The sequence below is a fragment of the Agrobacterium sp. MCAB5 genome, assembly GCF_052114365.1.
Classification (GTDB): domain Bacteria; phylum Pseudomonadota; class Alphaproteobacteria; order Rhizobiales; family Rhizobiaceae; genus Agrobacterium; species Agrobacterium tumefaciens.
In genome coordinates, this window is record NZ_JBFREP010000001.1 from 712,470 (window position 1) to 735,666 (window position 23,197).

The following is a 23,197-nucleotide window of genomic DNA, read 5'->3' on the forward strand; positions in this document are numbered from 1 at the left end:
CACCCATTCGGGTGGGCGACAATGCGCGGCATTTTGCTATGTCTTTTTGAAAGGAATTTGGGCTCTTTCCAGACCCCCCATCCGGTTTCCTGTACCGGATGGAAAGCCTTGCGAGGTCGCTGCCGTGGCCTCGCAAGGCTTTTTTTTGGTGTTGTGCCTCGCGTCCCTCGTTCCTCAACCAGTCACAGGAAACCAGCCGACTTGCCGCCCTCTTATACCGGCACCAACCGCAGCCGCGTGCCCCACGGATCAATCGCTTCCACAACCTTGTTTTCCATCTCCACCAGCACATAACCGGCCGCCCGCAGCCGCGTTTTCTGCGCTTCAAGGTCCGTGGGATTTTTGATGGCAAGAGAGAACCAGTCGAGGCCGGTTTCGGTGGCGTTGCGCTCTTTCGCCCCCCGGCTGTTCCATGTGTTGACGGCCAGGTGGTGGTGATATCCGCCCGATGACAGGAAAGAGGCATCCGAACGGGCATCCTGCGTCGGTTTGAGACCAACGGCTTCCTCGTAAAAGGCGCGTGCGGTGGCAATCTCGCCGACCCGCAGGTGAATATGGCCGATGCGCATGCCGGAAGGTGCGGCCTCGTAATCGCTCTTTTTGGTGTCGGTCAGCGTTACGAGATCATCGACGTCGAGCGGTTCGGTCCCCATCTTAACCACGCTGCCGCTCCAGACCCATGTGTCCTTCGGCCGGTCGCTGTAAACCTCGATGCCGTTGCCTTCGGGATCGTTGAGATAGACCGCTTCACTGACATTATGGTCGGCAAAGCCCGTGAGCGGCACCTGCCTTAACGCCGCATGTACCAGCCACCGCGCCAGATCCTTGCGGCTGGGCATCAGATAGGCGATGTGGAACAGGCCGGCTGAGGTGGGGCTTTCATAATCCGCCGTTGGCTTGTGAACGAGATCAAGCAGGGGAACGGTGCCGGCGCCGAGCGTCACACCCCGTGCGTTGCGCGCAACCTCATTCAACCCGAGCACGGAACGGTAATAATCGATCATCGGATCGAGATCGCGCACCCGAAGCGCCGCCTGACTGACATGCATCGGCGTGGTCAGCGCAAAGGGAAGGGCGGTGCCTGCACTTGCTGCGGGTGGGGCGCCTTCTGCTCTAAGAGCACCGGCAAGGGCGGTGGCGGCGCAAGAAATTCCGGCAAATTTCAACGTGTGGCGGCGAGTAAATTGCATGAATAATCTCTTTTTGGGCGATGTGGATGGCTTAGGGAACACTCCGTTTCTGCGCACTACACGAATGCGTCAGTAACGCTGTTATTTTGCTTTTGCGGCAATTCTGGCGCGCAATTCGCCGCAATTATGCTGCACTGCGATGTAAACTGGACGTTGTGGCGTTTCCAACATGCTGCCAATGCTGTAGATGATAGAAAAATGACAACGCTTCTGGGTGGAGAGCGTGGAATGAAAAAGTGGGTTTATACCTTCGGCAACGGTGCTGCCGAAGGCCGGGCAGGTGACGTTGCTATATTGGGCGGCAAGGGTGCAAACCTTGCCGAAATGGCAAGTCTCGGCCTTCCCGTTCCCCCCGGCCTCACCATCATAACCGATGCCTGCGCCCTTTATCACAAGAACGGCCGCGATCTCCCCGAAGAGCTGAAGCTGCAGGTCATGGCCGGCCTTCACGGCATGGAAGCCGTGACCGGCAAGACATTCGGCGGCAGCCAGACGCCGCTGCTGTTGTCGGTCCGATCAGGCGCGCGTGCCTCCATGCCGGGCATGATGGACACGGTGCTCAATCTCGGCCTCAACGACCGCACGGTGCAGGCGCTGGGCCACGATGCGGGCGACGCCCGTTTCGCCTGGGACAGCTATCGCCGCTTCATCCAGATGTATGCCGATGTCGTCATGGGTCTCGACCATGAGCTGTTCGAAGAAATTCTCGAAGACGAGAAAGGCCGGCTCGGCCATGAATACGATACCGATATGTCGGCGGTCGAGTGGCAGCATGTCGTTGCGCTTTACAAGCAACTGATCGAGGACGAGTTGGGAGAGGCTTTCCCGCAGGATTGCCATGTTCAGCTCTGGGGCGCGATCGGTGCAGTCTTTGCCAGCTGGACGAACCATCGCGCCGTGACCTATCGACACCTGCACAATATTCCCGGCGACTGGGGCACGGCGGTCAACGTCCAGGCCATGGTCTTTGGCAATCTCGGCTCGTCATCGGCAACCGGCGTTGCCTTCACCCGCAATCCCTCCACCGGAGAGGCGGAGCTTTACGGCGAGTTCCTCGTCAATGCCCAGGGTGAAGATGTGGTAGCGGGCATCCGCACGCCGCAATCCATCACCGAGGCCGCGAGGCTGGCGTCGGGTTCCGACAAACCCTCCATGGAAAAGCTGATGCCAGAGGCTTTCGCCGAGTTCATGGTGATCTGCAAACGGCTGGAGACCCACTATCGCGACATGCAGGATCTGGAATTTACCATCGAGCGCGGCAAGCTCTGGATGCTCCAGACCCGTTCCGGCAAGCGCACCACACGCGCCGCCATGAAAATCGCCGTCGATATGGTCGAGGATGGGTTGATCTCGCAGGAAGAAGCAGTCTGCCGCATCGAGCCGTCATCGCTCGACCAATTGCTGCACCCCACCATCGATCCCGGTATTTCTCGGCCCATCATCGGCTCCGGCTTGCCTGCCTCCCCGGGTGCGGCAACCGGCGAGATCGTCTTTACCTCGGAAGAAGCGGTCGCTGCGGAAGCTGAAGGCCGAAGCGTCATTCTGGTCCGCATCGAAACCAGTCCGGAAGACATTCACGGCATGCATGCCGCCGAAGGCATTTTGACGACGCGCGGCGGTATGACCAGCCACGCCGCCGTGGTAGCGCGCGGCATGGGCATTCCCTGCGTTACCGGTGCGGGTTCGATGCGCGTCGATATGCGCAACAAGGTGCTGATCGGCGTTGGCTGCATGCTGAAACGCGGCGATGTCATCACCATCGACGGCTCTTCCGGCCGGGTGATGAAAGGTGAAGTGCCGATGACGCAGCCTGAACTGTCAGGTGACTTCGGCAAGCTGATGCAATGGGCCGATAATCTGCGCCGTATGACAGTGCGTACCAACGCCGATACACCGGCCGATGCCCGCGCCGCGCGTGCCTTCGGTGCAGAAGGCATAGGTCTTTGCCGCACCGAACATATGTTCTTCGAAGGCGATCGCATTCATGTGATGCGCGAGATGATTCTCGCCGAAAGCGAAAAGGGCAGGCGGGCAGCGCTTGACCGGCTTTTGCCGATGCAGCGTTCGGATTTCACCGAGCTTTTCCAGATCATGCACGGCCTGCCGGTGACGATCCGCCTGCTTGATCCGCCGCTGCACGAATTCCTGCCGAAGAGCGATGGCGAGATCGTAGAGGTCGCCGCCGCCATGGGCATGCCGCAGACCGTATTCCGCCAGCGGCTGGATGCGCTGCACGAATTCAACCCCATGCTCGGCCATCGCGGCTGCCGGCTTGCCATTTCCTATCCCGAAATTGCCGAAATGCAGGCGCGCGCCATTTTTGAGGCTGCGGTTGCGGCGGCGCGCATCACCGGTGCGCCTGTCGTGCCTGAGATCATGGTGCCGCTGGTCGGCCTCCGGTCCGAACTCGATTACGTTAAGGCTGTCATCGACACTGTGGCCGCCGAGGTGGCGGAAGAGACCGGCATGACGCTCGAATATCTGACCGGCACCATGATCGAGTTGCCGCGTGCGGCGCTGCGCGCACATGTGATTGCGGAAGCTGCGGAGTTCTTCTCCTTCGGCACCAACGATCTGACGCAGACGACCTTCGGCATTTCCCGCGATGACGCGGCACGTTTCATCAACACCTATCAGCGCAAGGGTATTATTGAACGCGATCCGTTCATCTCGCTCGATTTCGACGGTGTGGGAGAGCTGATCCGCATTGCCGCCGAGCGCGGCCGCCAGACGCGTCCGGAGCTGAAACTCGGCATCTGCGGCGAACATGGCGGCGACCCGGCCTCGATCCATTTCTGCGAGGATGCGGATCTCGACTACGTGTCCTGCTCGCCCTTCCGCGTGCCCATCGCGCGTCTTGCCGCCGCGCAGGCGACACTTGCCGCAAGGGCAAGGCAGGGTGAAACCGCCAGCAATGTCGCCTTCATTCCGGTCAGGGGTTTGGTTGGACGATGATCCGCCGCTCCACCACCACCGGACGATAGAACATGTCGCGGTTCATCTGCGCCTGCCAGGCGCGGTTGTCGGCGCGACGATCCATTTCCAGATCGAGAAGGCAACCCGCCATGGGGTCGGTGCCGGGGCGGAAACCATAACCCCGGCATGTCGCCTCATCCCGCGCCCGGCGCTCTTCCGGCGTCAGCGTCTGGCAGGCGGTGAGCGCCAGTAGAGCGGCGAGCGAACCTAAGACAATGGAAACGCGCATTTTGTTTCTCCCTAGAACATGACAGCCGGGCGGCACTTTTATTGCCGCGATTGATACGCCTGATTCATGATCGGGAAAAGCGGGTGAAGACTGGAAAGTTGCATCGTCTATTGCCTGATGCCGCAATCTTCTTTTCACGCCAGGGATGTCCGCGGCCGCCACCCGTTCTTGTTTTGCATTATTACTCTGAGCAGCCGTCCAGTATCGTGCCCCTGCTATCTTCAAGCGAGGCGTTGCTGCCTTTCGTGCGCAAAGTGTAGCTATAGTTCGGGTCGATTGCGTTATAAACCGCTCCGGACGCCGATATTGTTTCCGCCATAGGTATCATTTCTTCCATCTGCTGCAGGATCGCGAAGCTTTTTCCATCGGCGCCGTTGACGTAAACTACACGTAGGACTTCGTTGTTGGCGCACGAATAGGATACGGAATCAACAGTTGTTCCCGCTGCTGCGGTCAAATTAGGGAATGCAATGAAGGAGAAAATACTCAGGAGAATTATAGACGATTTTTTCATATTTTATCTCGGTACAATTTTGTTTTCCATAATTATATTAGGACAATTGCAGCTAAAATTGATGATTCGCAAATTTATACTTCAATATTTTTGGGATTATTGTCAATGTGGGCGTCGCTAAAGTGATAGCGACGCCCATCATAGAGATATGAAGGTACCACCCCGGCGGCACCACTTTCAGTCGTTCTTTGTTCAGGCAGGAACCGCGTCGCGGTCATCGAGCGCCTCGATGTCCTTGGCGTTGTTATAGACTGCCTCATCTAGAATGCCTTCACGTTTGGCGACGATGGTGGGCACCAGCGCCTGACCGGCGACGTTGACGGCCGTGCGGCCCATGTCGAGGATCGGGTCGATGGCGAGCAGCAGGCCAACACCTTCGAGCGGGAGACCGAGCGTGGAGAGCGTCAGCGTCAGCATCACCACGGCACCCGTCAGGCCCGCCGTTGCGGCCGAGCCAAGCACCGAGACGAACACGATCAGCACATAGTCCTGAATGCCGAGCGGCACCTGGAAGAACTGGGCGATGAAGATCGCTGAAATCGCCGGATAGATGGCGGCGCAGCCGTCCATCTTGGTGGTGGCGCCGAGCGGCACGGCGAAGGCGGCATATTCGCGTGGCACGCCGAGGCTCTTTTCCGTCACGGTTTCGGTGACGGGCAGGGTGCCGATAGAGGAGCGCGACACGAAGGCGAGTTGGATTGCCGGCCATGCGCCCGCAAAGAAGCGCGATGGCTTCAGGCCATGGGCGAGAAGCAGCGCCGGATAGACCACGAAGAGAACCAGCGCCAGACCGATATAAACGGCCGCCGCGTACCAGCCAAGCTGCGAAAGCGTCGTCCAGCCATATTGGTCAACGGCGCGACCGAGCAGGCCGATGGTGCCAATGGGCGTGAGGCGGATGACCCACCACAGGATCTTGCGCACGATGGCAAGCAGCGACTGGTTGAAGGCAAGGAACGGCTCCGCCGCCTTGCCCGCTTTCAGCGCCGCGACACCAAAGGCAATCGACACCACGAGCAGCTGCAACACGTTGAAGTTCAGCGAGGTGCTGGCGGAACCGTTATTGACCTTGGTCGAGGCCTCGAGGCCGAACACGTTGGCCGGCACGAGACCCTTCAGGAAGTCGAGCCAGGAACCGGTGGAGGAGGGTGCTGCCGCTGCGGTATTGGCAATCGCGGTGTTCACGCCCGGCTGAATGACGAGGCCAAGGACGATGCCGATGACCACGGCGATCAGCGCCGTGATGGCGAACCACAGAAGCGTCTGCCAGACGAGCTTTGCCGCATTGGAGAGGTTCTTGAGATTGGCGATGGAGGCGACGATGGCTGTGAAAATCAGCGGCGGCACCAGCGCGCGCAACAGCTGCACGAAAATGCTGCCGATGGTCTGCAACGTCACGGAAAGCCAGTTCGGGCTGCCGGCGGCATCAGGACCGATATTGCGCGCAACGAGCCCGAGCAGCAGGCCGATGACCATGGCGATCAGAACCTGAAAGCCGAAGTTGCGATAAAAGGGTTTTGACCCGGATGAGCGGGCTGGCGTCGTTGCCTGTGACATGGCTTGTCTCTTTTTTATGCAAAAAAACGAGGATAATGCACTTTTTACACGCATTCTCGAAGGAAGGGACGAAGAATACGCCGATTTCCTCAGCAAATAAGGGATGAGCTTGCGTATTTGTTGCGCTGCCGATGCATTATTCTCTTAAAGGGAGATAATGCGGAAAAATATTCCGCTCTATCGTGGACGTGGCCTTTCACGCGCTCAAAACGAGGTCGGAGGCTTGAAGAGCGTTTGCGTTTGCTGACGCCGTTGCATTCCCACTCCGTCACCCCGGACCAGATCCGGGGTCCATTGCGATCAAGTCCTTGATCGCGGCAGGCTTCCTTCACCATGCAGACGCGCCGTGGCTGGATGCCGGATCAAGTCCGGCGCGACAAAGGTGGGTTTACGCACTTTACCCGCAGATCAGACCCGTCCTTGTTTTCCTAACCGCAAATCCGGTCTATGACATCATATGCAGGTGATTCCCTTGCCAGATTTCGGGTGCAACGCTTTTACGCCAATGCGATCTAACGGATATCCGCTTCCATGACTGTGCGTTTTGTCCGGCCTTTTTCAGTTGCAGCCTATCTTTCCCGCTATCTCGGTATGGCGGCGCTGGCGCTTTTTCTTGTCGCCGCTGGCATCCACCGTTTCGGACCGTTGACGACGCCCGATCTCATTGGCCTGCTGATGATAGCCGCTGGAATCGCTCTGATGGCGATGCTTCTGGCGTTGGTTGGGCTTGAACGGCTGTGGACCACGGGTGCGCGCGGCGGCCTTTCTGCGCTTGCCGCGCTGCTGTTGTCGGCGTTGCCGCTCGGCGTCGTCGGTTACGGCGCATTTCTGTACTGGCAGCAGCCAAAGATTTACGACATCTCCACCGATCTTGCCGATGCGCCGGAATGGCTGGTGCCGCCCGTTGCCAATCAGCAATGGCTGGCAAGACCGGCCACTGTTGCAAAAGCGGACCGGGATGCGCAGGCCGTGGCCTATGCGAGCCTTGCCGGACGCCGTTATGAAGGTGCGATAGACCGCATCTACACCGCCGCCAAAAAAATGGCCGCCGCCCAGAGCATCCGCATCACCCATACCAAAGGCGTCATCGGCACGGTGGAGCCGCCCTCCGTCGGCGTTCCCGAACAGGACAAGTCGCAGCCCACCGAGGAAGCCCCGGTAGAGGACCTCCCCTCCATCGTGCCGGTTCCCATGGCACGGCCGGTCGAGGCACCGCAGCCCACCTTCTTTAACGGCAGCGGCGTGGTGCTGATGCAGGGCGAAAAGCGCACGCGCATCTGGGGCCTGCGTTTCGACATCCTCATCCGCCTGAAAGAGGAGGCGGAAACCACGATCGTCGATGTGCGCGTTGCCTCCCGTTACGGCCCGCACGATCTTGGCATGGGAGCAGCAATCGCAGAAGCCTATCTCGATGCGCTGGATGCGGAAATGCAGGGCCTGAACGACAATTGAGGCTTAGTTTCCTTCTTCGTCATTCCGGCTCAATGCCGGAACGACGGGAAAATGCGACGGTGGTTGAAATGTTTGAACCGGATATGATGACGCCGATATGAGCGTTGCGCCCACACGCCAGCGTCACGCCGGAAAATATTCCCCCAGCAACGAAGGCGCACCCTCGGTCCGCACCTCGCCCTTTTCGATCAGGTCTTCGATATGGGCCAGTACGGAAAGTGCCGCAGCCCCATGCAGGCGTTTGTCGGTGCTGGCATAGATCACCTTCACCATATCGGCTATCCGCCGGTCGCCTTCCCGGATGCGCTTCAGAACCGCCCGTTCCCGCATGCGGCGGTGGGCGCGAAGCCCGCGCATGAAGGCTGCGGGATCGTTGACCGGGCCGCCATGGCCGGGCAGGAACAGCCGGTCGTCGCGGGCGAGCAGGCGCTCCAGTGAGGCCATGTAATCGCTCATCGACCCATCAGGCGGTGCGACGATGGTGGTGGCCCAGGCCATGACGTGATCGGCGGAAAAGACGATGCCGCTGCCATCAAGTGCGAAAGCCGCGTGGTTGGCGGTGTGCCCCGGCGTGTGCAGCGCCGTCAGCGCCCAGCCGTCGCCGGAAAGGCTCTGCCCGTCGCCAAGTGCCACATCCGGCACGAAAGCCGTATCGGAACTTTCGGCAAAGGGATTGGTCTCACCCACATGCAGTGGCCGAGCGGCGCGGTGCGGGCCTTCCGCAACCGTGATAGCGCCGGTCGCCTGCCGCAGCCGCTGCGCAAGCGGCGAGTGATCGCGATGGGTGTGGCTGACGAAGATATGGGTGACCTCGCGTCCATCAAGCGCCGCCATCAGCGCCTGAAAATGCGCCTCATCCTCCGGGCCGGGATCGATGACGGCAACGGACCGGTCGCCGACGATATAGGAGTTGGTGCCATGGAAGGTAAATGCGGAAGGATTGTTGACGGTGATGCGCTGGATGAGCGGGGCAACGGGAACCGCCTCGCCATAGGCCGGCCTGAAATCGAGATCGAATGCCGGGTCCGCCATCAAGACCTCCTGAAATATGCCATGCCACGCAGAGCCGCAGCCTCAGCCGCGCAATCGCCAAGCCCTAACATGCCATGTCAGGCACGGCATCCAAAAAGCTTGGATTTTGTGAAAAAATAAGCCGTCAGGTCATTGCCGCGTCGGGCAGGCTTTGCTAATCAGGCCCGGTTCAGGCAGCGGCGTTTCGCCCAAGCTGCCCTGTTGGGGCGTCGCCAAGCGGTAAGGCACCGGTTTTTGGTACCGGCATTCCCAGGTTCGAATCCTGGCGCCCCAGCCATCACTTCCAAAATCAGAACAGCGTGCACAGGTGCCGGCGTGCATCTACCAGCCGAGCTATTTCGCTGCGATCCCGGACGTTGTGACGCGCGAAAACCTGTCCTCCGTCATCATCAGCTTTGACCCGAGGATCCACAAGCCGTTGAAATCCATGGATCCTCGCGAAGAGGCCAGGATGACGCGTGTGCGTTAAAGGCCTGCTTAAACAGAAACGCCGCGCATCCAAAGACACGCGGCGTCCAAACTTAAAATCGCGGCTAAGCCTTAAAGCGCGATATCGGGAACCTTCTTGACCGGCGCGCCAGCAGGTGCCGCTCCCGCGCCCTTCAGCGCGCCAAGATCGATCTGCGGCGGGGTCGGCAATTGCAGGTGCTCGGCCGTATAAGTCCATTCCTGCTGCACTTTTTCCGGGTCGTCATTGAGCTTGGTGCCGTAGCTCGGAACGATCTGGCGGATCTTGGCCTGCCATTCCGGTGTTGCCACCTTGTCCTTGAAGACCTTTTCCAGAACGCTCAGCATGATCGGTGCGGCCGTGGAGGCGCCAGGGGAGGCGCCGAGCAGACCGGCGATGCTGCCATCCTGCGCGGCGACGATTTCCGTGCCGAGCCTGAGTACACCGCCCTTTTCCTCGTCGCGCTTGATGATCTGCACGCGCTGGCCCGCCTGCCACAGACGCCATTCGCCCTGTTTCGCGTTCGGGAAATACTCCTTCAACGCGGCAAAGCGGTCGTCGTCGGACATCATCAGCTGGCCGGCGAGATATTCCACCAGCGGATATTCATCGATGCCGACGCGCACCATCGGCCAGGCATTGCTTGTCGTGACGGAGGAGACGAGATCGAAATAGGAGCCTTCCTTCAGGAACTTGGTGGAGAAGGTGGCGAATGGTCCAAACAGGATGACGCGCTTGCCACCAAGCACGCGGGTATCCAGGTGTGGAACCGACATGGGCGGCGAGCCGACCGAGGCCTTGCCGTAGGCCTTGGCCAGATGCTGCATCGTCACGTCAGGATTGTCGTTGATCAGGAACGAGCCACCGACCGGGAAACCGGCGTAATTGTCGCCTTCCGGAATACCGGACATCTGCAACAGATGCAGCGCACCGCCGCCGGCGCCGATGAACACGAATTTCGCATCCACGGTCTGCTCAGCATCGGTCTTCAGGTTGCTATAGGTCACGCGCCAGCTGCCATCGGCATTGCGCTGGATATCGGAAACCTCGCTGTTGACCTGCAGGTCGAAATTCCGGTCGCTTTGCAGATGCGAAACGAACTGGCGGGTGATCTCGCCGAATTCCATGTCGGTGCCGAGCGGAGACCAGGTCGCGCCGATCTTCTGGGAAGGATCGCGCCCTTCCATCATCAGCGGCACCCATTTCTTAAGCTGCTCGGGGTCGCTGGAATATTCCATGCCGGCAAAAAGCGGGCTTGCCTTCAGCGCCTCGTAGCGCTTTTCGAGATAGGCGATGTTCTCATCGCCCCAGACGAAGCTCATATGCGGCGTGTGGTTGATGAAGGAGCGCGGGTTCTTCAAAACGCCGTTACGCACCTGCCATGCCCAGAACTGCCGGGAAATCTGGAAGGATTCGTTGATGTTGACGGCTTGGCTGATCTTGATGTTGCCGTTGTCGTCTTCCGGCGTGTAGTTCAGCTCGGCAAGCGCGGAATGGCCGGTGCCGGCATTGTTCCAGCCGTTGGAGCTTTCAAGCGCCACGCCGTCCAGCCGCTCGAGCATCTGCATCGACCAGGTTGGCTCCAGTTCACGCAGCCACACGCCGAGCGTCGCGCTCATGATGCCGCCACCGATCAGAAGCACGTCGACCTTCTTGGTAGCCGTATTGGCGAGAAGCGAGGATGTCGGCAGCGCTGTCGCTGCAAGCCCTGCGAGCGCAGTGCCGAGAACCTGTCTGCGGTTCATTGGAAGCGCATGGGAGGGAAGCGCGTCTGAGGAAAGATCAGTGAGCTGGGATTTGTCTTGATCGATGGGAGTCACGGCCATACCTGATTCTTGTTTTGTGTTAAAAACACTCCTCCCAGCCGCCCCGTTACAGCAAAGCCGAAACAGGCACAACCCTGACTTATTCACTCCAGTTCAAGCGCTTTTGCGGGGATTCTGCCGGGACATAAGGTCTCATTGGCAGTTTCTGCCATTTTGCGGATTGTCATTTTTGTGGTTGCGAGGATTAGACGGTGCTTTCAAACGGTTGAAAGTGTCTCAAGCGCGAATATCGCGAAAACGCCGTCAATTCGGCGTTTGCCGCGCTTGGCGGATCAGGTCGCGCTGGTCCGTGTGAAAAAATTCAGGAAAAATGACAATAATCGCAAAAAAGTGAAAAGGCCCGCCGGTTAGGGCAGGCCTTGGCTCGTTTCGTTTGCTGTACGAAAACTCAGCTTGCGGCGAGGAATTCCGCGCAATAGCTCGGGCCGTTGACGCCGGGGCGGTCGGAAACCGTGCGTACCGAAGTGATCGTGTAGTCGCTGGAGACGGTGAGCTGAACCGTGCAGGAGAGCGAGGCGGTGCGGGCGGGCGAAATCTGGCGACCCTTCTTGCCGTCCTTGCCTTCTTCGAACTTGGCCGGAATGGTGGCCTTCTTGTAACCGCCGCGCCAGTTATAGATGGTCGAGCTGCCGGTTTCCGTGTCGCTCAGCGGCGGGCCGAATTTTGCAAAGAAAATACCTGCGGACTGACCGACCCACCGCGTTTCAACGGGGCTCTTCTGGGTGAAGGAAGGGGCAGAGCCCGTCGATGTCGTGCAGGCGGAGAGCGCAATGGCGAGCCCTGCGAGCGTTACGCTGCGAAATAGCATGGTGAAATGTCCTTTGTGCCGTGTCCGGCTTCCCGCCGGTCATTACGTTCCCCTAGCAGATTTGGCGGCGACGGGCAGGGGAGCTGTGCCGCTTGACGAAAATTTCCTGCCACAATTGCTTTTTTGTAACGTTTTCCCACACGCCGCCCGGTGCGGCAGGCACTTGGCGACCGCCCTTGGCAGCGCGTTGAAAACTTGTCACAAAAAATGCAATATGCCGCTTGTCGAATGCTGGAGGCTGGTCTATAGAAGCGCCGCTGGTCACGGAGTGTAGCGCAGTCTGGTAGCGCACGTCGTTCGGGACGACGGGGTCGGAGGTTCGAATCCTCTCACTCCGACCAGCTTAAGCCCAATATTTCCCGGGGCTTTCAAATAATCCTAACACTTCTGAAGATCCTTGGATCAAGGCATCGTACGGAGACCTGACCGTTTAAAACCGGACGGGTAAACGCATTCGGCGTCCGCGGCTGCAAATCACGACTTTGGTGATTGCACGGAAGGTCAATTTCTCATTCTCGCCAACGGGAGAATGAGCAAAAGGCAAACAAGAGCCGTCGACCAGAAGTCGGTTAAACCATCCCAGGACCAATTCCAGAAATAATAACCTTCCAGATGGGGAGGAAGCATTTCTACGGACACCTCGTAGTCCCGCTTTTCCCGGCCATGAAAATGACCGGCGGCGAAGGCCAGCCCGATTATCCACGCGATTCGCCAGCTAACGAGCAGGCGAAACAGAAGGGCAACAATCGCCGCCATGATGACGGCCTCTAGAATGTGCCCCGCCCAATCCCAATGGTCTTGAATGTAGGTCCAGTCGATCATCGGTAGCGGTAATCACCGCGCCAGTCGCGACGATCGCGCCAATCCCTCCGGTCGCGCCAGTCGCGACGGTCATAGTCACGGTAGTGGCGATCGCGTTCATAGGTGCGGTAGTACACGCCTGTCGTATAATATCCGCCGCTACGGTAGCCCCGATCATCGACACAGCCGCTTAGGACGCCCACCGAAACCAGGCAGATCGCTGCAGTCAGAATTTTCATAATCTTCATCTCCCAATGACGGACACTAACGTGCGCTGAACCACGCAGTTCCATTGCTGAGAGAGTGAGGTGTCGGTCATTAACCGGGCCTGAACACAGCGCCATGACGCTGGCCATCTTCTGGGCTCTGCCAAGCGTCGAAAACTTGATGCGTTTGCCGTTATCGACTGCGATGAAGCCGTCGTCAGCGCAGTCGCAGGGAACGCAACCGCGCCTCAACCGTTATCCCAACACAACAACGATGGAGGATAACATGCTAAAAGGTATTGCACTGTGGGCGATGGGTGTTCCGATTTTTGTGATCATCCTGCTTTACATGTTCGTGTTTTAAACGAGGCCTGATCCAAAGGCTTTCAAACAAAAAAGGCGACCGCTTGGACGGTCGCCTTTTTGTTGTGCGTGCGTGTCTGTCAGTCCAGATCGCTGATCAGCCGTGAGGCTGTCGCGCCATCCGTGCGGCGGATGTCAATCTCGTCGCGGTGCTTGGCCAGCAGTTCGCTTGCCAGAAGCTTCTCGGCAAGATGGGCGGGCAGGGAGAGAATGACACGGTCACCCTGTTCTTCCGTCGCGCCAACGCTGCGTTTGCCGGCAATCATGCCACCCGCCACCGTGTTATTGGTGTCGGGGTCGATCAGGATGAAAGAGCCCGTTGCCCGGTTCTGCTCATAGGCATCGAAGATCGCCGTCTCGTCGAAGGAGAGCCGCACCTTGCCGATGGCGTTCATCGGCAGCGATGTCTCGTGCGCCTGCCATTCGCCTTCTTTCAGGTTGAGCTGGCTGACCGGCTGCACGCTGACGCGCTGGCGGCGGCTGCCGCTTTTCAGCCAGTAACGTTTGCCGGCCTCGATGCCACCTGGCTGCAACGCCACGATCTGCGCGTCAAAGGCAAGCCCTGTCTGCGGTTGTGCCTCGATGGACACGATCATGTCGCCGCGCGAGACGTCCACCTGACGGTCGAGAACGAGCGTGACCGCGTCACCAGCAACGGCGGCGTTACGCACCAGATCGAAAGTGACGATCTGCTTGACATTCGCGACCATGCCCGACGGCAGCACGACAACGCTGTCGCCCGGCTTGACCGAGCCGCCGGCAACCGTGCCCTGATAACCGCGGAAACTTTCGCCGGGGCGCGACACGCGCTGTACAGGGAAGCGGAAACCACCCGATTGCGCCGAGCGCACCGTGGCAAGCTCCAGCGTTTCGACCAGCGTCGGGCCTTCATACCAGGGCATGGAGGCCTTGCCTGATAGCACGACGTTTTCGCCCTTCAGCGCCGACATTGGAATGGCTGTGATCTGCTTGATGCCGAGGTCGGAGGCGAAATCGCGGAATTCGTGGGCGATCAGCTCAAAACCGGCCTTGTCGTAATTCGTCAGGTCGATCTTGTTGATTGCCAGCACGAATTGCCGGATGCCCATCAGCGCCGCGATGGTGGCGTGTCGGCGTGTCTGTTCCAGAATGCCGGTGCGCGCATCGACCAAAAGTACGGCGAGATCGGCCGTGGAAGCGCCGGTCGCCATGTTGCGGGTATATTGCTCATGGCCGGGCGTGTCGGCCACGATGAAGGCGCGCCGGTCGGTCGAGAAATAGCGATAAGCGACATCGATGGTGATGCCCTGTTCGCGCTCTGCCTGCAACCCGTCGAGCAGCAGCGCGAAATCGGGCAGGCCGAGATCGTTCTGCTTGCCGCTATCGCGGTGCAGGGTGGCGGCCTGATCTTCCTTGACGGCCTTTGTGTCCCACAGAAGACGGCCGATCAGGGTCGATTTGCCATCATCGACGCTGCCGCAGGTGATGAGACGAAGCGGGCGCGTATCACGCGTCGCCTTCGAATGTTCGGCAAAGGGCAGAATGGTGGCCGTGGAGGCGGTGTTGGTAGCAGCGGCGGTCATCAGAAATAGCCCTCGCGCTTCTTCTTCTCCATCGAGCCGGACTGGTCTCGATCGATGGCGCGGCCCTGCCGCTCGGAAACGGTGGCGATTTCCAGCTCTGCGATGACCTCCTGAAGCGTCGCCGCCTCGGAGTGGATCGCGCCGGTCAGCGGGAAGCAGCCGAGCGTGCGGAAGCGGATCGAGCCGTGCTTGATCTCTTCGCCGGGCAGCAGCTCCAGCCGCTCGTCTTCGGCAAGGATCATCATGCCGTCACGCTCGATATAGGGGCGCTCGGCGGCGTAATAGAGCGGCACGAGCGGAATGTTTTCCGCCTCGATGTAACGCCAGATATCGACTTCGGTCCAGTTGGAGAGCGGGAAGGCGCGCACGCTTTCGCCCTTGCGGACCATGCCGTTATAGATGTTCCACAGCTCAGGGCGCTGGTTGCGCGGGTCCCATTTGTGGTCCGGCGTGCGGAAGGAATAGATGCGCTCCTTGGCGCGGCTTGCTTCCTCGTCGCGGCGCGCACCGCCGAAGGCGGCATCGAACTGACCGGCGTCTAGCGCCTGGCGCAGGGCTTCCGTCTTCATGATGTCGGTGTAGAGCGCCGAACCGTGGGTGAAGGGCGTCACGTTTTCGCTCGCGCCGCGCGGGTTTGTGTAGGAGATGAGATCGAGGTCATATTCCTTGACGATCTTGTCGCGGAATTCGATCATTTCCTTGAATTTCCAGCCCGTATTGACGTGCAGCAGCGGGAAGGGCACGCGGCCTGGGAAGAATGCCTTGCGCGCCAAATGCAGCAGCACGGACGAATCCTTGCCGATGGAATAGAGCATCACGGGATTGTCGAATTCGGCGGCGACTTCGCGGAAGATATGAATGGCTTCGTTTTCAAGCGCCTTCAGATGCGGATCGAGCGGCGGCTTGGATGCGACAGTATTCTTGCTGTCCGTCTCGTGGACTGCGTTGGACATTTTAAACTCCGGAACTGGTCTGAATGATTATCGTTGTGGGATGGCGGAAATGGCGGATGTCTGGTCCGCACCGGCGACGTGAAGACCGCATTCGCGCTTCTCGTCGTTTTCCCACCACCATCGTCCGGCGCGCTCAGGCTCGCCGGGCTTGATAGCGCGTGTACACGGCTCGCAGCCGATGGAGGGGTAACCACGCGCATGCAACGGATTGACGGGAATGTTTTCAGAAGCGACATAGGCCTTGATCTGGTCGATGTCCCAGTCCGCCAAGGCATTGACCTTGATCAGATTACGCTCAGCGTCGAATTCGGCAAAAGGTGTGGTCGCACGATTGCCCGACTGGCCGCGGCGGAGCCCGGTGATCCAGAAGGTGGCACCTTCCAGCGCCTTGCCGAGCGGGATCAGCTTTCTGACATGACAGCAGGCGTGACGGGCCTCGATGCTTTCGTAAAAACCGTTGAGGCCGTATTTTTCGGCATAGGCGTCGATATCGTCCTGTTCGGGCCGAAAGCGACGGATGTCGATGCCGAAGCGTTCCTCGGTTTCCTCGATGAGATCGACGGTTTCCTTGAAGAGCCGGCCGGTTTCCAGCGTCACGACGTCGATCGGCAACCGGTGGGTGCCGATGGCCGCCGTGATGACCTGGTCCTCGATGCCGAGGCTGGTGGTGAAGACCGCACGGCCGCCAAGACCGGCGATAAAGGAAAGTCGTCCTGCAAGATCGAGCCCGGCAAGCGTGGCGTCGAGGGATGCGGTATCGGCAGAGGCATTTGCTGAATTGATCGTCATTGTCACGTCCGGGATTTCCATGGCCGATTATTGTTGAAATCGGGCCTCTGGAACAGAAATGACAGTCTTTGTGCGCTGCACTTCAGAGCAAAAATGCCTCACGCGCACGATCTATGAGCAAAAGATGCCCGTTCACCTTCTTTGCAGCTTGGATTTGAATTGTGACAACTTCTGCGCTAAGCCGGAATTGCCGGGTATCCGGGCTTGTGTTCTACTGGTTTCACGATGATTTCGCAGAAGGCAAAATATGCGCTGAGGGCGCTTCTTTCGCTGGCAAAGGCCGACGGCGGCTGTCCTGTGCAAATTTCCGATATTGCCCGCGAACAGGCCATTCCGAAAAAATTCCTTGAACAGATCCTTCTCGAAATGAAGAAGGAACGCATCGTCGAAAGCAGGCGCGGCAAGCAGGGCGGTTATTTGCTGGCGCGCCCGGCTGCCGATATCACCTTCGGCGAGGTGCTGCGCCTCATCGACGGGCCGCTGGCTCCCTTGCCCTGCCTGTCGCAGACCGCCTATCGCCGGTGCGAGGATTGCGATGGCGAAAAGCAGTGCGAAATACGCCACGTCTTCGCCCGCGTGGCCGATGCCACCCGCAATATCCTTTTCAACACCACCGTTGCGGATGCCGTTGCAGGCGTGGAAGTGCCCGAACTTTTGACGGCCTGACGAAAAAATCGTCTAAAACACCTGAATATTTTTCGCCGTAACGCCAAAAAATCGTCAAAAATGTGAAACGGTTTTGCATTCAGCAAAGTTTTACACGACGCTTGTTGCGCCTTTCGCCTATGCTGCGCTGTATTTGTTGCCCGTGGAAACGCTCTCGGGAAACACTTTTTCGATCGTATTCGGCCTCATTGACCAACTCTACCGGTCCAGTAGAGTTAAGCCATCTTCATCAGGAGGGAATACCGATGTCCAAGCTTCTGTCCGGTTTGAGCGTTTTCGCTCTCGGTCTATCGCTGGCTCTGGGAGGTGTCGGCTCGGCTGCCGCGCAGACCAAGCTGCTTAACGTGTCCTATGATCCGACCCGCGAACTCTACAAGGATTTCAACGAAGCCTTCGCCAAGAAGTGGAAGGCCGATACCGGTGAGGATGTCACGATCCAGCAGTCGCATGGCGGCTCCGGCAAGCAGGCTCGCTCGGTCATCGACGGTCTGGAAGCCGATGTGGTGACGCTGGCGCTGCAGAGCGATATCGATGCCATCGTCCAGAATTCCGGCAAGATCAACAAGGACTGGCGCGGCCGCCTGCCGCATAATTCCTCGCCCTACACCTCCACCATCGTGTTCCTCGTCCGCAAGGGCAACCCGAAGGGAATCCATAACTGGGGCGATCTGGTAAAGGGCGACGTACAGATCGTTACCCCGAACCCCAAGACCTCTGGTGGCGCACGCTGGAATTACCTTGCCGCCTGGGCATGGGCGAATGAAGAATTCAAGGGCGATCAGGACAAGATCAAGGCCTATGTCGGTGAACTCTACAAGCGCGCTCCGGTGCTCGATACCGGTGCCCGCGGCTCCACGGTCACATTTGCGCAGCGCCAGATCGGCGACGTGCTGCTGGCCTGGGAAAACGAAGCCTATCTGGCCGGTCAGGAATTCGGCGCGGATGCCTTCGACATCATCGTGCCGCCGATCTCGATCCTCGCCGAGCCGCCGGTCGCCGTGGTTGACGCGAACGTCGACGCCAAGGGCACCCGCAAGGCGGCGGAAGCCTATCTGCAATATCTCTATTCCGACGAAGGTCAGAACATTGCGGCGAAGCACTTCTATCGTCCATCCAACCCCGCAGTTGTCTCCAAGGATCTGCTGAAGCAGCTGCCCGACATCAAGCTCGTCACCATCGACGATCCGCAGTTTGGCGGTTGGGCCAAGGCGCAGCCTGAACATTTCGGTGACGGCGGCATCTTCGACCAGATTTACAAGCCCGCCAAGTAAGCGGATGATGGGCTGAAGACAAATCCGCCCACCCCGCTTAAGGGAACTTGAAAAACGACAAATCGATCGACCGGACACCGTGCCGGTCGATCCTTTATAACAAGGCCGGGGAACACCGGCTCCCAGAGAGCATTTCCAGGAAAAGTGGACCCCGGTTTTCTGTCCGGAAATGTGCCAAACTAAAGATTATCCGGAGCGTTGATGAGCAATAATACATCCGGAAACAGGTGGAAGTGGCCTCAATCGAGCGTGATACCCGGCTTCGGCCTGACGTTCGGTTACACGGTCGTCTATCTGTTTCTCATCATTCTTATTCCGCTCGGCGGCCTCATCTGGTCCACGGCGAAACTTGGTTTTGCAGATTTTATTGCGATCGCTGTCGATAGCCGTACACTGAATGCACTGCGCGTCAGTTTCGGCACCGCCTTCATCGCCGCACTGGTGAACGCTGTTTTTGGAGTCATCGTCGCCTGGGTTCTCACGCGGTATCGTTTTCCCGGCCGGCGTTTCGTTGATGCCATCGTGGATCTGCCCTTTGCCCTGCCGACGGCGGTTGCCGGCATCGCGCTCACCACGCTTTATGCCAATCGCGGCTGGGTTGGCTCGCTGTTCGAACCCTTCGGCATCAAGATCGCTTTTACGCCGACCGGTATCGTCATCGCGCTGATCTTCATCGGCCTGCCATTCGTGGTCCGCACCGTGCAGCCGGTCATGGAAGAAATAGACCGGCAGGTGGAGGAGGTGGCGGCAACGCTCGGGGCCAACCGTTTCCAGACCATCAGCCGGGTGCTGCTGCCAAGCCTCACGCCCGCCATCCTGACGGGCTTCGCACTCGCCTTCGCGCGCGGTATCGGAGAGTACGGCTCGGTCATCTTCATCGCCGGCAATATTCCCTACGTCTCGGAAATCGCACCGCTCCTCATCGTCATCCGGCTGGAGGAGTTCAATTATGCGGGCGCGACGGCCATCGCTACCATCATGCTGATCATTTCCTTCGCCATGCTGTTCCTCATCAATCTCATTCAGGCCTGGAGCCGCAAGAGGTACGGTTATGTCTGATGCTTCGCGCACCTCCTCCCGACCGTTCCGCGATCCCGCCAGCGAGAGCCTGCCTGCCCGGCTGGTGCTGATTGCCATTGCCTTCCTGTTCCTTGCGGCCTTCCTCGTGCTGCCGCTGGTATCGGTGTTCTTCGAGGCATTTCGCAAAGGCGCCGATGCCTTCTGGGAAGCGATCGTCGAGCCGGATGCACTCTCCGCCATCCGTCTGACACTGCTTGTCGCTGCCATTTCGGTACCGCTCAACCTTATCTTCGGTGTCGCCGCCGCCTGGGCGATTGCGAAATTCGAGTTCAAGGGCAAGGCATTCCTGATAACGCTGATCGACCTGCCGTTCTCGATCTCGCCGGTCATATCGGGTCTGGTTTATGTCATCCTGTTCTCTTCGCACAGCGTGCTCGGGCCATGGCTGAAGAGTTATGGCATCGAAATCCTCTTTGCTGTTCCGGGCATCGTGCTAGCCACCATCTTCGTCACCTTTCCCTTCGTCGCGCGTGAACTGATCCCGCTGATGCAGGAGCAGGGCAATGGCGATGAGGAGGCGGCGATCTCGCTTGGCGCAACCGGCTGGCAGACCTTCTGGTATGTCACGCTGCCGAATATCAAATGGGGACTGCTCTACGGGGTGCTGCTCTGCAACGCCCGCGCCATGGGCGAGTTCGGCGCCGTCTCTGTCGTATCAGGCCATATTCGCGGCGAGACCAACACCATGCCGCTGCATGTCGAGATACTCTATAATGAGTACAATATCGGCGCGGCCTTCGCGGTGGCGACGCTGCTGGCTGGTCTGGCGCTCGTGACGCTCGTTCTCAAAACCATTCTCGAAATACGCTTTGGCGCGGGCAACGCAGCCGGCAAGCATTGAAAGGCATATTCATGGAAGTGAAAGTTTCCGGCATCACCAAGCAGTTTGATCGCTTTCCGGCGCTGAACGACGTGTCGCTCGACATTCGTTCCGGCGAGCTGATCGCGCTGCTCGGTCCCTCCGGTTCCGGCAAGACGACGCTGCTGCGCCTCATCGCCGGCCTGGAGCAGCCGACCCAAGGCCGCATCTTCTTCGGCGATGAGGATGCCTCGCACCGCTCGGTGCAGGAGCGCAATGTCGGTTTTGTATTTCAGCACTACGCCCTGTTCCGCCATATGACGGTTGCCGACAACATCGCCTTCGGCCTGAAGGTGCGCCCTTCCGCCTCCCGCCCGCCGAAAGCGGAAATCCGCAGGCGAGTTTCGGAGCTTCTGGACATGGTGCATCTGACCGGCCTCGAAAAGCGTTACCCCACCCAGCTTTCCGGCGGCCAGCGTCAGCGTGTGGCGCTGGCTCGCGCAGTTGCCATCGAGCCGAAGGTGCTGCTGCTCGATGAACCCTTTGGCGCACTCGATGCCAAGGTGCGCAAGGAACTGCGCCGCTGGCTGCGCGAGTTCCACGACCGCACGGGCCACACCACCGTCTTCGTTACCCACGATCAGGAAGAAGCACTGGAACTGGCCGACCGCGTCGTTGTCATGAGCCAGGGCAAGATCGAACAGGTCGGCACGGCGGATGACGTCTACGACACGCCCAATTCCCCGTTCGTCTTCTCCTTCATCGGCGAATCCTCCAGCCTGCCGGTGACGATCCGCGACGGCCAGGTGGTGTTTCAGGGCGAGAGCATCGGCGTCGCCGAAAATGGCGCAGGTGAGGGCGAGCTGTTCTTCCGTCCGGAAGATGTGGTGCTGACCGACGAGAAAAACGCGCTTTACGGCAAGGTTACCACCTGTCGCCGCCTCGCCGGCACCCGCATCGCCGAAATCGACATCGCCAATAACGGCCATGACCCCTATCACCTCGAAATCGAGGTGCCGCTCAACGCCGCCGTGGCGGTAGGTGCCGAACTGCGGTTTCGCCCGACACGGTGGAAGGTGTTTGGCAAGAAGTAAGGGCAGATGCGGCTGCGATTGGCAGCTGGCGGTTGCGCCTATCCTAAGTTCCCCGTCATACCGGCCTTGAGCCGGTATCCAGCCAACCCAACTCCGTGGGTTGAAAAGAACCTTTCCGCCGCGCAGACGCGCCTCCGACGGATGTATAAGATGTCTGCAACGCTAGCGTACACACCGTCATTCCTGTGATCGTCACAGGTTGCCAGCCGGCGCGCGTCTGCGCGGCGGTGAAACTCCATTCAGCCCAAACACTTGGTCTGGCTGGATCTCTGTGACAAGCACAGAGATGAGGGAACCGGGTAAACGTGCCGATCACCCTAGAAACGGAAAAGGGTCGCCAGAGGCGACCCTTCCATGAGCTTGGTCCTGTTTACAGACCCGGGACTGTTTCTCAACGTTCCGAAGGCAAGAGGTTTTTACGCCGAGGGCTGCCCCGTCGAAAACCCACCCTTTCCATTGCCTGCACCAGAGACCGAAATCTCATTAGACATTGGATCACCTCCTTCCGATACGTTGAACATAACTAGAAGGTAGTACGATTCGTCATTAATGCAAGAGGTCTGATCAGGACACCCGCATCACGATCTTGCCGATATGATTGCTGGTTTCCATCAGCCGGTGGGCCTCCACAACTTCGTCCAGCGTGAAGACCTTGTTGATGACAGGCGCAACCTTGCCGCTTTCGATGAGTGGCCAGACCTGTTCGATAAGCTCATCACGGATGGCGCGTTTCTCGTCAGCGGTACGTGGCCGCATGGTGGAGCCGGTGACGGTCAGGCGTTTGACCATGATTGGCCGCAGATCGACCTTTTCAGCCACGGCGCCGCCCAGAAAGGCGATGATGGACAGACAGCCATCCTTGGCGAGTGCGGCAATGTTCTTTTCGAAATAGGCCGCACCGATCATGTCGAGAACCACATCGACACCCTTGCCATCGGTTTCGGCCTTGATGACGGCGGTGAAATCCTCGTTGCGGTAATTGATGGCCCGTTTGGCACCAAGCTTGACGCAGGCCTCGCATTTTTCCGCAGAACCCGCCGTCGCATAGACATCAGCGCCGAAGGCTTTGGCGAGCTGGATGGCGGTTGTGCCGATACCGCTGGTGCCGCCGTGGATGAGCACGCTTTCGCCTTCGGTCAGGCCCGCCATCTGGAAGAGGTTGGCCCAGACGGTGAAGAATGTTTCCGGCAGCGCGGCGGCCTTGACGGCGTCGTACCCCTTGGGGAAGGGCAGGGCCTGACCGGCCGGCACGGTGCAATATTGCGCATAACCGCCGCCATTGGCGAGCGCGCAGACCTTGTCGCCAGGTTTGAATTCGCTGACGCCTTCGCCGAGCGCCACCACTTCTCCGGCAATTTCCAGGCCGAGGATCGGGCTTGCGTCCTTCGGCGGCGGATAGGCGCCCTGCCTCTGCGCGACATCGGGGCGGTTGACGCCGGCCGCCTCGACCCTCACCAGGATTTCGCCTCTGGCGGGGGTTGGCAAAGGTGCTTGCGAAAGCTGCATCACCTCCGGGCCACCATGGGAGGGAAGGTCGATGAAGCGCATTTTTTCGGGCAGGGTCACATTTTCGGGCATGGC

Annotated in this window: 21 protein-coding genes and 2 tRNA genes; 10 read left to right on the forward strand and 13 right to left on the reverse strand. The window is 59.3% G+C overall.

The window, feature by feature from the left end; translation table 11 throughout:
* Nucleotides 1–212: 212 nt before the first annotated feature.
* Nucleotides 213–1,190, reverse strand: coding sequence for a VOC family protein (locus tag AB4Z23_RS03460; protein WP_421477909.1), 978 nt, complete (start codon nucleotides 1,188–1,190; stop codon nucleotides 213–215).
* A gap of 228 nt (nucleotides 1,191–1,418) precedes the next feature.
* Here AB4Z23_RS03460 and ppdK point away from each other — a divergent pair, with 228 nt between their 5' ends.
* Nucleotides 1,419–4,145, forward strand: a complete 2,727-nt coding sequence (gene ppdK, locus AB4Z23_RS03465; RefSeq protein ID WP_003511838.1) for a pyruvate, phosphate dikinase — start codon at nucleotides 1,419–1,421, stop codon at nucleotides 4,143–4,145.
* Here ppdK and AB4Z23_RS03470 read toward each other — a convergent pair.
* From AB4Z23_RS03470 to AB4Z23_RS03480, 3 genes are all read right to left on the reverse strand, one after another.
* Nucleotides 4,123–4,395 carry a hypothetical protein gene (locus AB4Z23_RS03470; protein WP_003511845.1) on the reverse strand — a complete coding sequence of 91 codons (273 nt, stop codon included), beginning with the start codon at nucleotides 4,393–4,395 and terminating at the stop codon, nucleotides 4,123–4,125. The genes ppdK and AB4Z23_RS03470 overlap by 23 nt on opposite strands.
* A gap of 181 nt (nucleotides 4,396–4,576) precedes the next feature.
* On the reverse strand, nucleotides 4,577–4,909 hold the full coding sequence (locus tag AB4Z23_RS03475; protein ID WP_162719771.1) for an MliC family protein: 333 nt from the start codon (nucleotides 4,907–4,909) through the stop codon (nucleotides 4,577–4,579).
* Between the two features lie 192 nt (nucleotides 4,910–5,101).
* Nucleotides 5,102–6,466: a dicarboxylate/amino acid:cation symporter gene (locus tag AB4Z23_RS03480; RefSeq protein ID WP_019564166.1), complete on the reverse strand. Its 1,365-nt coding sequence runs from the start codon at nucleotides 6,464–6,466 to the stop codon at nucleotides 5,102–5,104.
* Nucleotides 6,467–6,997: 531 nt separating this feature from the next.
* On the opposite strand from AB4Z23_RS03480, the gene AB4Z23_RS03485 reads away from it, so the two are divergent.
* Nucleotides 6,998–7,918 carry a DUF1499 domain-containing protein gene (locus AB4Z23_RS03485; protein ID WP_441359993.1) on the forward strand — a complete coding sequence of 307 codons (921 nt, stop codon included), beginning with the start codon at nucleotides 6,998–7,000 and terminating at the stop codon, nucleotides 7,916–7,918.
* A gap of 123 nt (nucleotides 7,919–8,041) precedes the next feature.
* Here AB4Z23_RS03485 and AB4Z23_RS03490 read toward each other — a convergent pair whose 3' ends face one another.
* On the reverse strand, nucleotides 8,042–8,950 hold the full coding sequence (locus tag AB4Z23_RS03490; protein ID WP_003511851.1) for an MBL fold metallo-hydrolase: 909 nt from the start codon (nucleotides 8,948–8,950) through the stop codon (nucleotides 8,042–8,044).
* A 202-nt stretch (nucleotides 8,951–9,152) separates the two neighbouring features.
* Here AB4Z23_RS03490 and AB4Z23_RS03495 point away from each other — a divergent pair.
* Nucleotides 9,153–9,227: transfer RNA gene (locus AB4Z23_RS03495), tRNA-Gln, on the forward strand.
* 263 nt (nucleotides 9,228–9,490) lie between these two features.
* On the opposite strand, the gene mqo is transcribed toward AB4Z23_RS03495, so the two are convergent.
* Nucleotides 9,491–11,224 (reverse strand): malate dehydrogenase (quinone), encoded by a 1,734-nt coding sequence (mqo, locus tag AB4Z23_RS03500; RefSeq protein ID WP_421477910.1) that lies wholly within the window; start codon nucleotides 11,222–11,224, stop codon nucleotides 9,491–9,493.
* 388 nt (nucleotides 11,225–11,612) lie between these two features.
* The gene (locus tag AB4Z23_RS03505; RefSeq protein ID WP_421477911.1) at nucleotides 11,613–12,032 is read right to left on the reverse strand and encodes a hypothetical protein; all 420 of its coding nucleotides are present in this window, start codon (nucleotides 12,030–12,032) and stop codon (nucleotides 11,613–11,615) included.
* 264 nt (nucleotides 12,033–12,296) lie between these two features.
* Between AB4Z23_RS03505 and AB4Z23_RS03510 the strand changes: the two genes are divergently transcribed.
* Nucleotides 12,297–12,373 (forward strand) — tRNA-Pro (locus AB4Z23_RS03510).
* Nucleotides 12,374–12,533: 160 nt separating this feature from the next.
* On the opposite strand, the gene AB4Z23_RS03515 is transcribed toward AB4Z23_RS03510, so the two are convergent.
* Entirely contained in the window at nucleotides 12,534–12,854 is a 321-nt protein-coding gene (locus tag AB4Z23_RS03515; protein ID WP_421477912.1) for a hypothetical protein, read from the reverse strand.
* Nucleotides 12,851–13,081 (reverse strand): hypothetical protein, encoded by a 231-nt coding sequence (locus AB4Z23_RS03520; RefSeq protein WP_247643653.1) that lies wholly within the window; start codon nucleotides 13,079–13,081, stop codon nucleotides 12,851–12,853. The genes AB4Z23_RS03515 and AB4Z23_RS03520 overlap by 4 nt, the downstream gene beginning before the upstream one ends.
* Before the next feature lie 94 nt (nucleotides 13,082–13,175).
* On the opposite strand from AB4Z23_RS03520, the gene AB4Z23_RS03525 reads away from it, so the two are divergent.
* The gene (locus AB4Z23_RS03525) at nucleotides 13,176–13,403 is read left to right on the forward strand and encodes a hypothetical protein (protein WP_111798903.1); all 228 of its coding nucleotides are present in this window, start codon (nucleotides 13,176–13,178) and stop codon (nucleotides 13,401–13,403) included.
* A gap of 79 nt (nucleotides 13,404–13,482) precedes the next feature.
* Here the strand turns inward: AB4Z23_RS03525 and cysN are convergent, their stop codons facing one another.
* From cysN to AB4Z23_RS03540, 3 genes are read right to left on the reverse strand one after another with little or no spacing between them, the layout of a single operon-like run.
* Entirely contained in the window at nucleotides 13,483–14,964 is a 1,482-nt protein-coding gene (gene cysN, locus AB4Z23_RS03530; RefSeq protein WP_003511861.1) for a sulfate adenylyltransferase subunit CysN, read from the reverse strand.
* Nucleotides 14,964–15,917, reverse strand: coding sequence for a sulfate adenylyltransferase subunit CysD (gene cysD, locus AB4Z23_RS03535; RefSeq protein ID WP_065661277.1), 954 nt, complete (start codon nucleotides 15,915–15,917; stop codon nucleotides 14,964–14,966). The genes cysN and cysD overlap by 1 nt, the downstream gene beginning before the upstream one ends.
* 27 nt (nucleotides 15,918–15,944) lie before the next feature.
* On the reverse strand, nucleotides 15,945–16,727 hold the full coding sequence (locus AB4Z23_RS03540) for a phosphoadenylyl-sulfate reductase (protein ID WP_013635643.1): 783 nt from the start codon (nucleotides 16,725–16,727) through the stop codon (nucleotides 15,945–15,947).
* 204 nt (nucleotides 16,728–16,931) lie between these two features.
* On the opposite strand from AB4Z23_RS03540, the gene AB4Z23_RS03545 reads away from it, so the two are divergent.
* From AB4Z23_RS03545 to AB4Z23_RS03565, 5 genes are all read left to right on the forward strand, one after another.
* Entirely contained in the window at nucleotides 16,932–17,372 is a 441-nt protein-coding gene (locus AB4Z23_RS03545; RefSeq protein ID WP_025592702.1) for an RrF2 family transcriptional regulator, read from the forward strand.
* Between the two features lie 245 nt (nucleotides 17,373–17,617).
* Nucleotides 17,618–18,643: a sulfate ABC transporter substrate-binding protein gene (locus AB4Z23_RS03550; protein WP_003511869.1), complete on the forward strand. Its 1,026-nt coding sequence runs from the start codon at nucleotides 17,618–17,620 to the stop codon at nucleotides 18,641–18,643.
* A gap of 201 nt (nucleotides 18,644–18,844) precedes the next feature.
* Nucleotides 18,845–19,702, forward strand: coding sequence for a sulfate ABC transporter permease subunit CysT (gene cysT, locus AB4Z23_RS03555; RefSeq protein ID WP_421477913.1), 858 nt, complete (start codon nucleotides 18,845–18,847; stop codon nucleotides 19,700–19,702).
* The gene (gene cysW, locus AB4Z23_RS03560) at nucleotides 19,695–20,564 is read left to right on the forward strand and encodes a sulfate ABC transporter permease subunit CysW (protein ID WP_003511871.1); all 870 of its coding nucleotides are present in this window, start codon (nucleotides 19,695–19,697) and stop codon (nucleotides 20,562–20,564) included. The genes cysT and cysW overlap by 8 nt, the downstream gene beginning before the upstream one ends.
* Before the next feature lie 11 nt (nucleotides 20,565–20,575).
* The gene (locus AB4Z23_RS03565; protein WP_003511873.1) at nucleotides 20,576–21,616 is read left to right on the forward strand and encodes a sulfate/molybdate ABC transporter ATP-binding protein; all 1,041 of its coding nucleotides are present in this window, start codon (nucleotides 20,576–20,578) and stop codon (nucleotides 21,614–21,616) included.
* A gap of 564 nt (nucleotides 21,617–22,180) precedes the next feature.
* On the opposite strand, the gene AB4Z23_RS03570 is transcribed toward AB4Z23_RS03565, so the two are convergent.
* Nucleotides 22,181–23,194, reverse strand: a complete 1,014-nt coding sequence (locus tag AB4Z23_RS03570; protein ID WP_421477914.1) for an NAD(P)H-quinone oxidoreductase — start codon at nucleotides 23,192–23,194, stop codon at nucleotides 22,181–22,183.
* Nucleotides 23,195–23,197 lie beyond the last annotated feature (3 nt).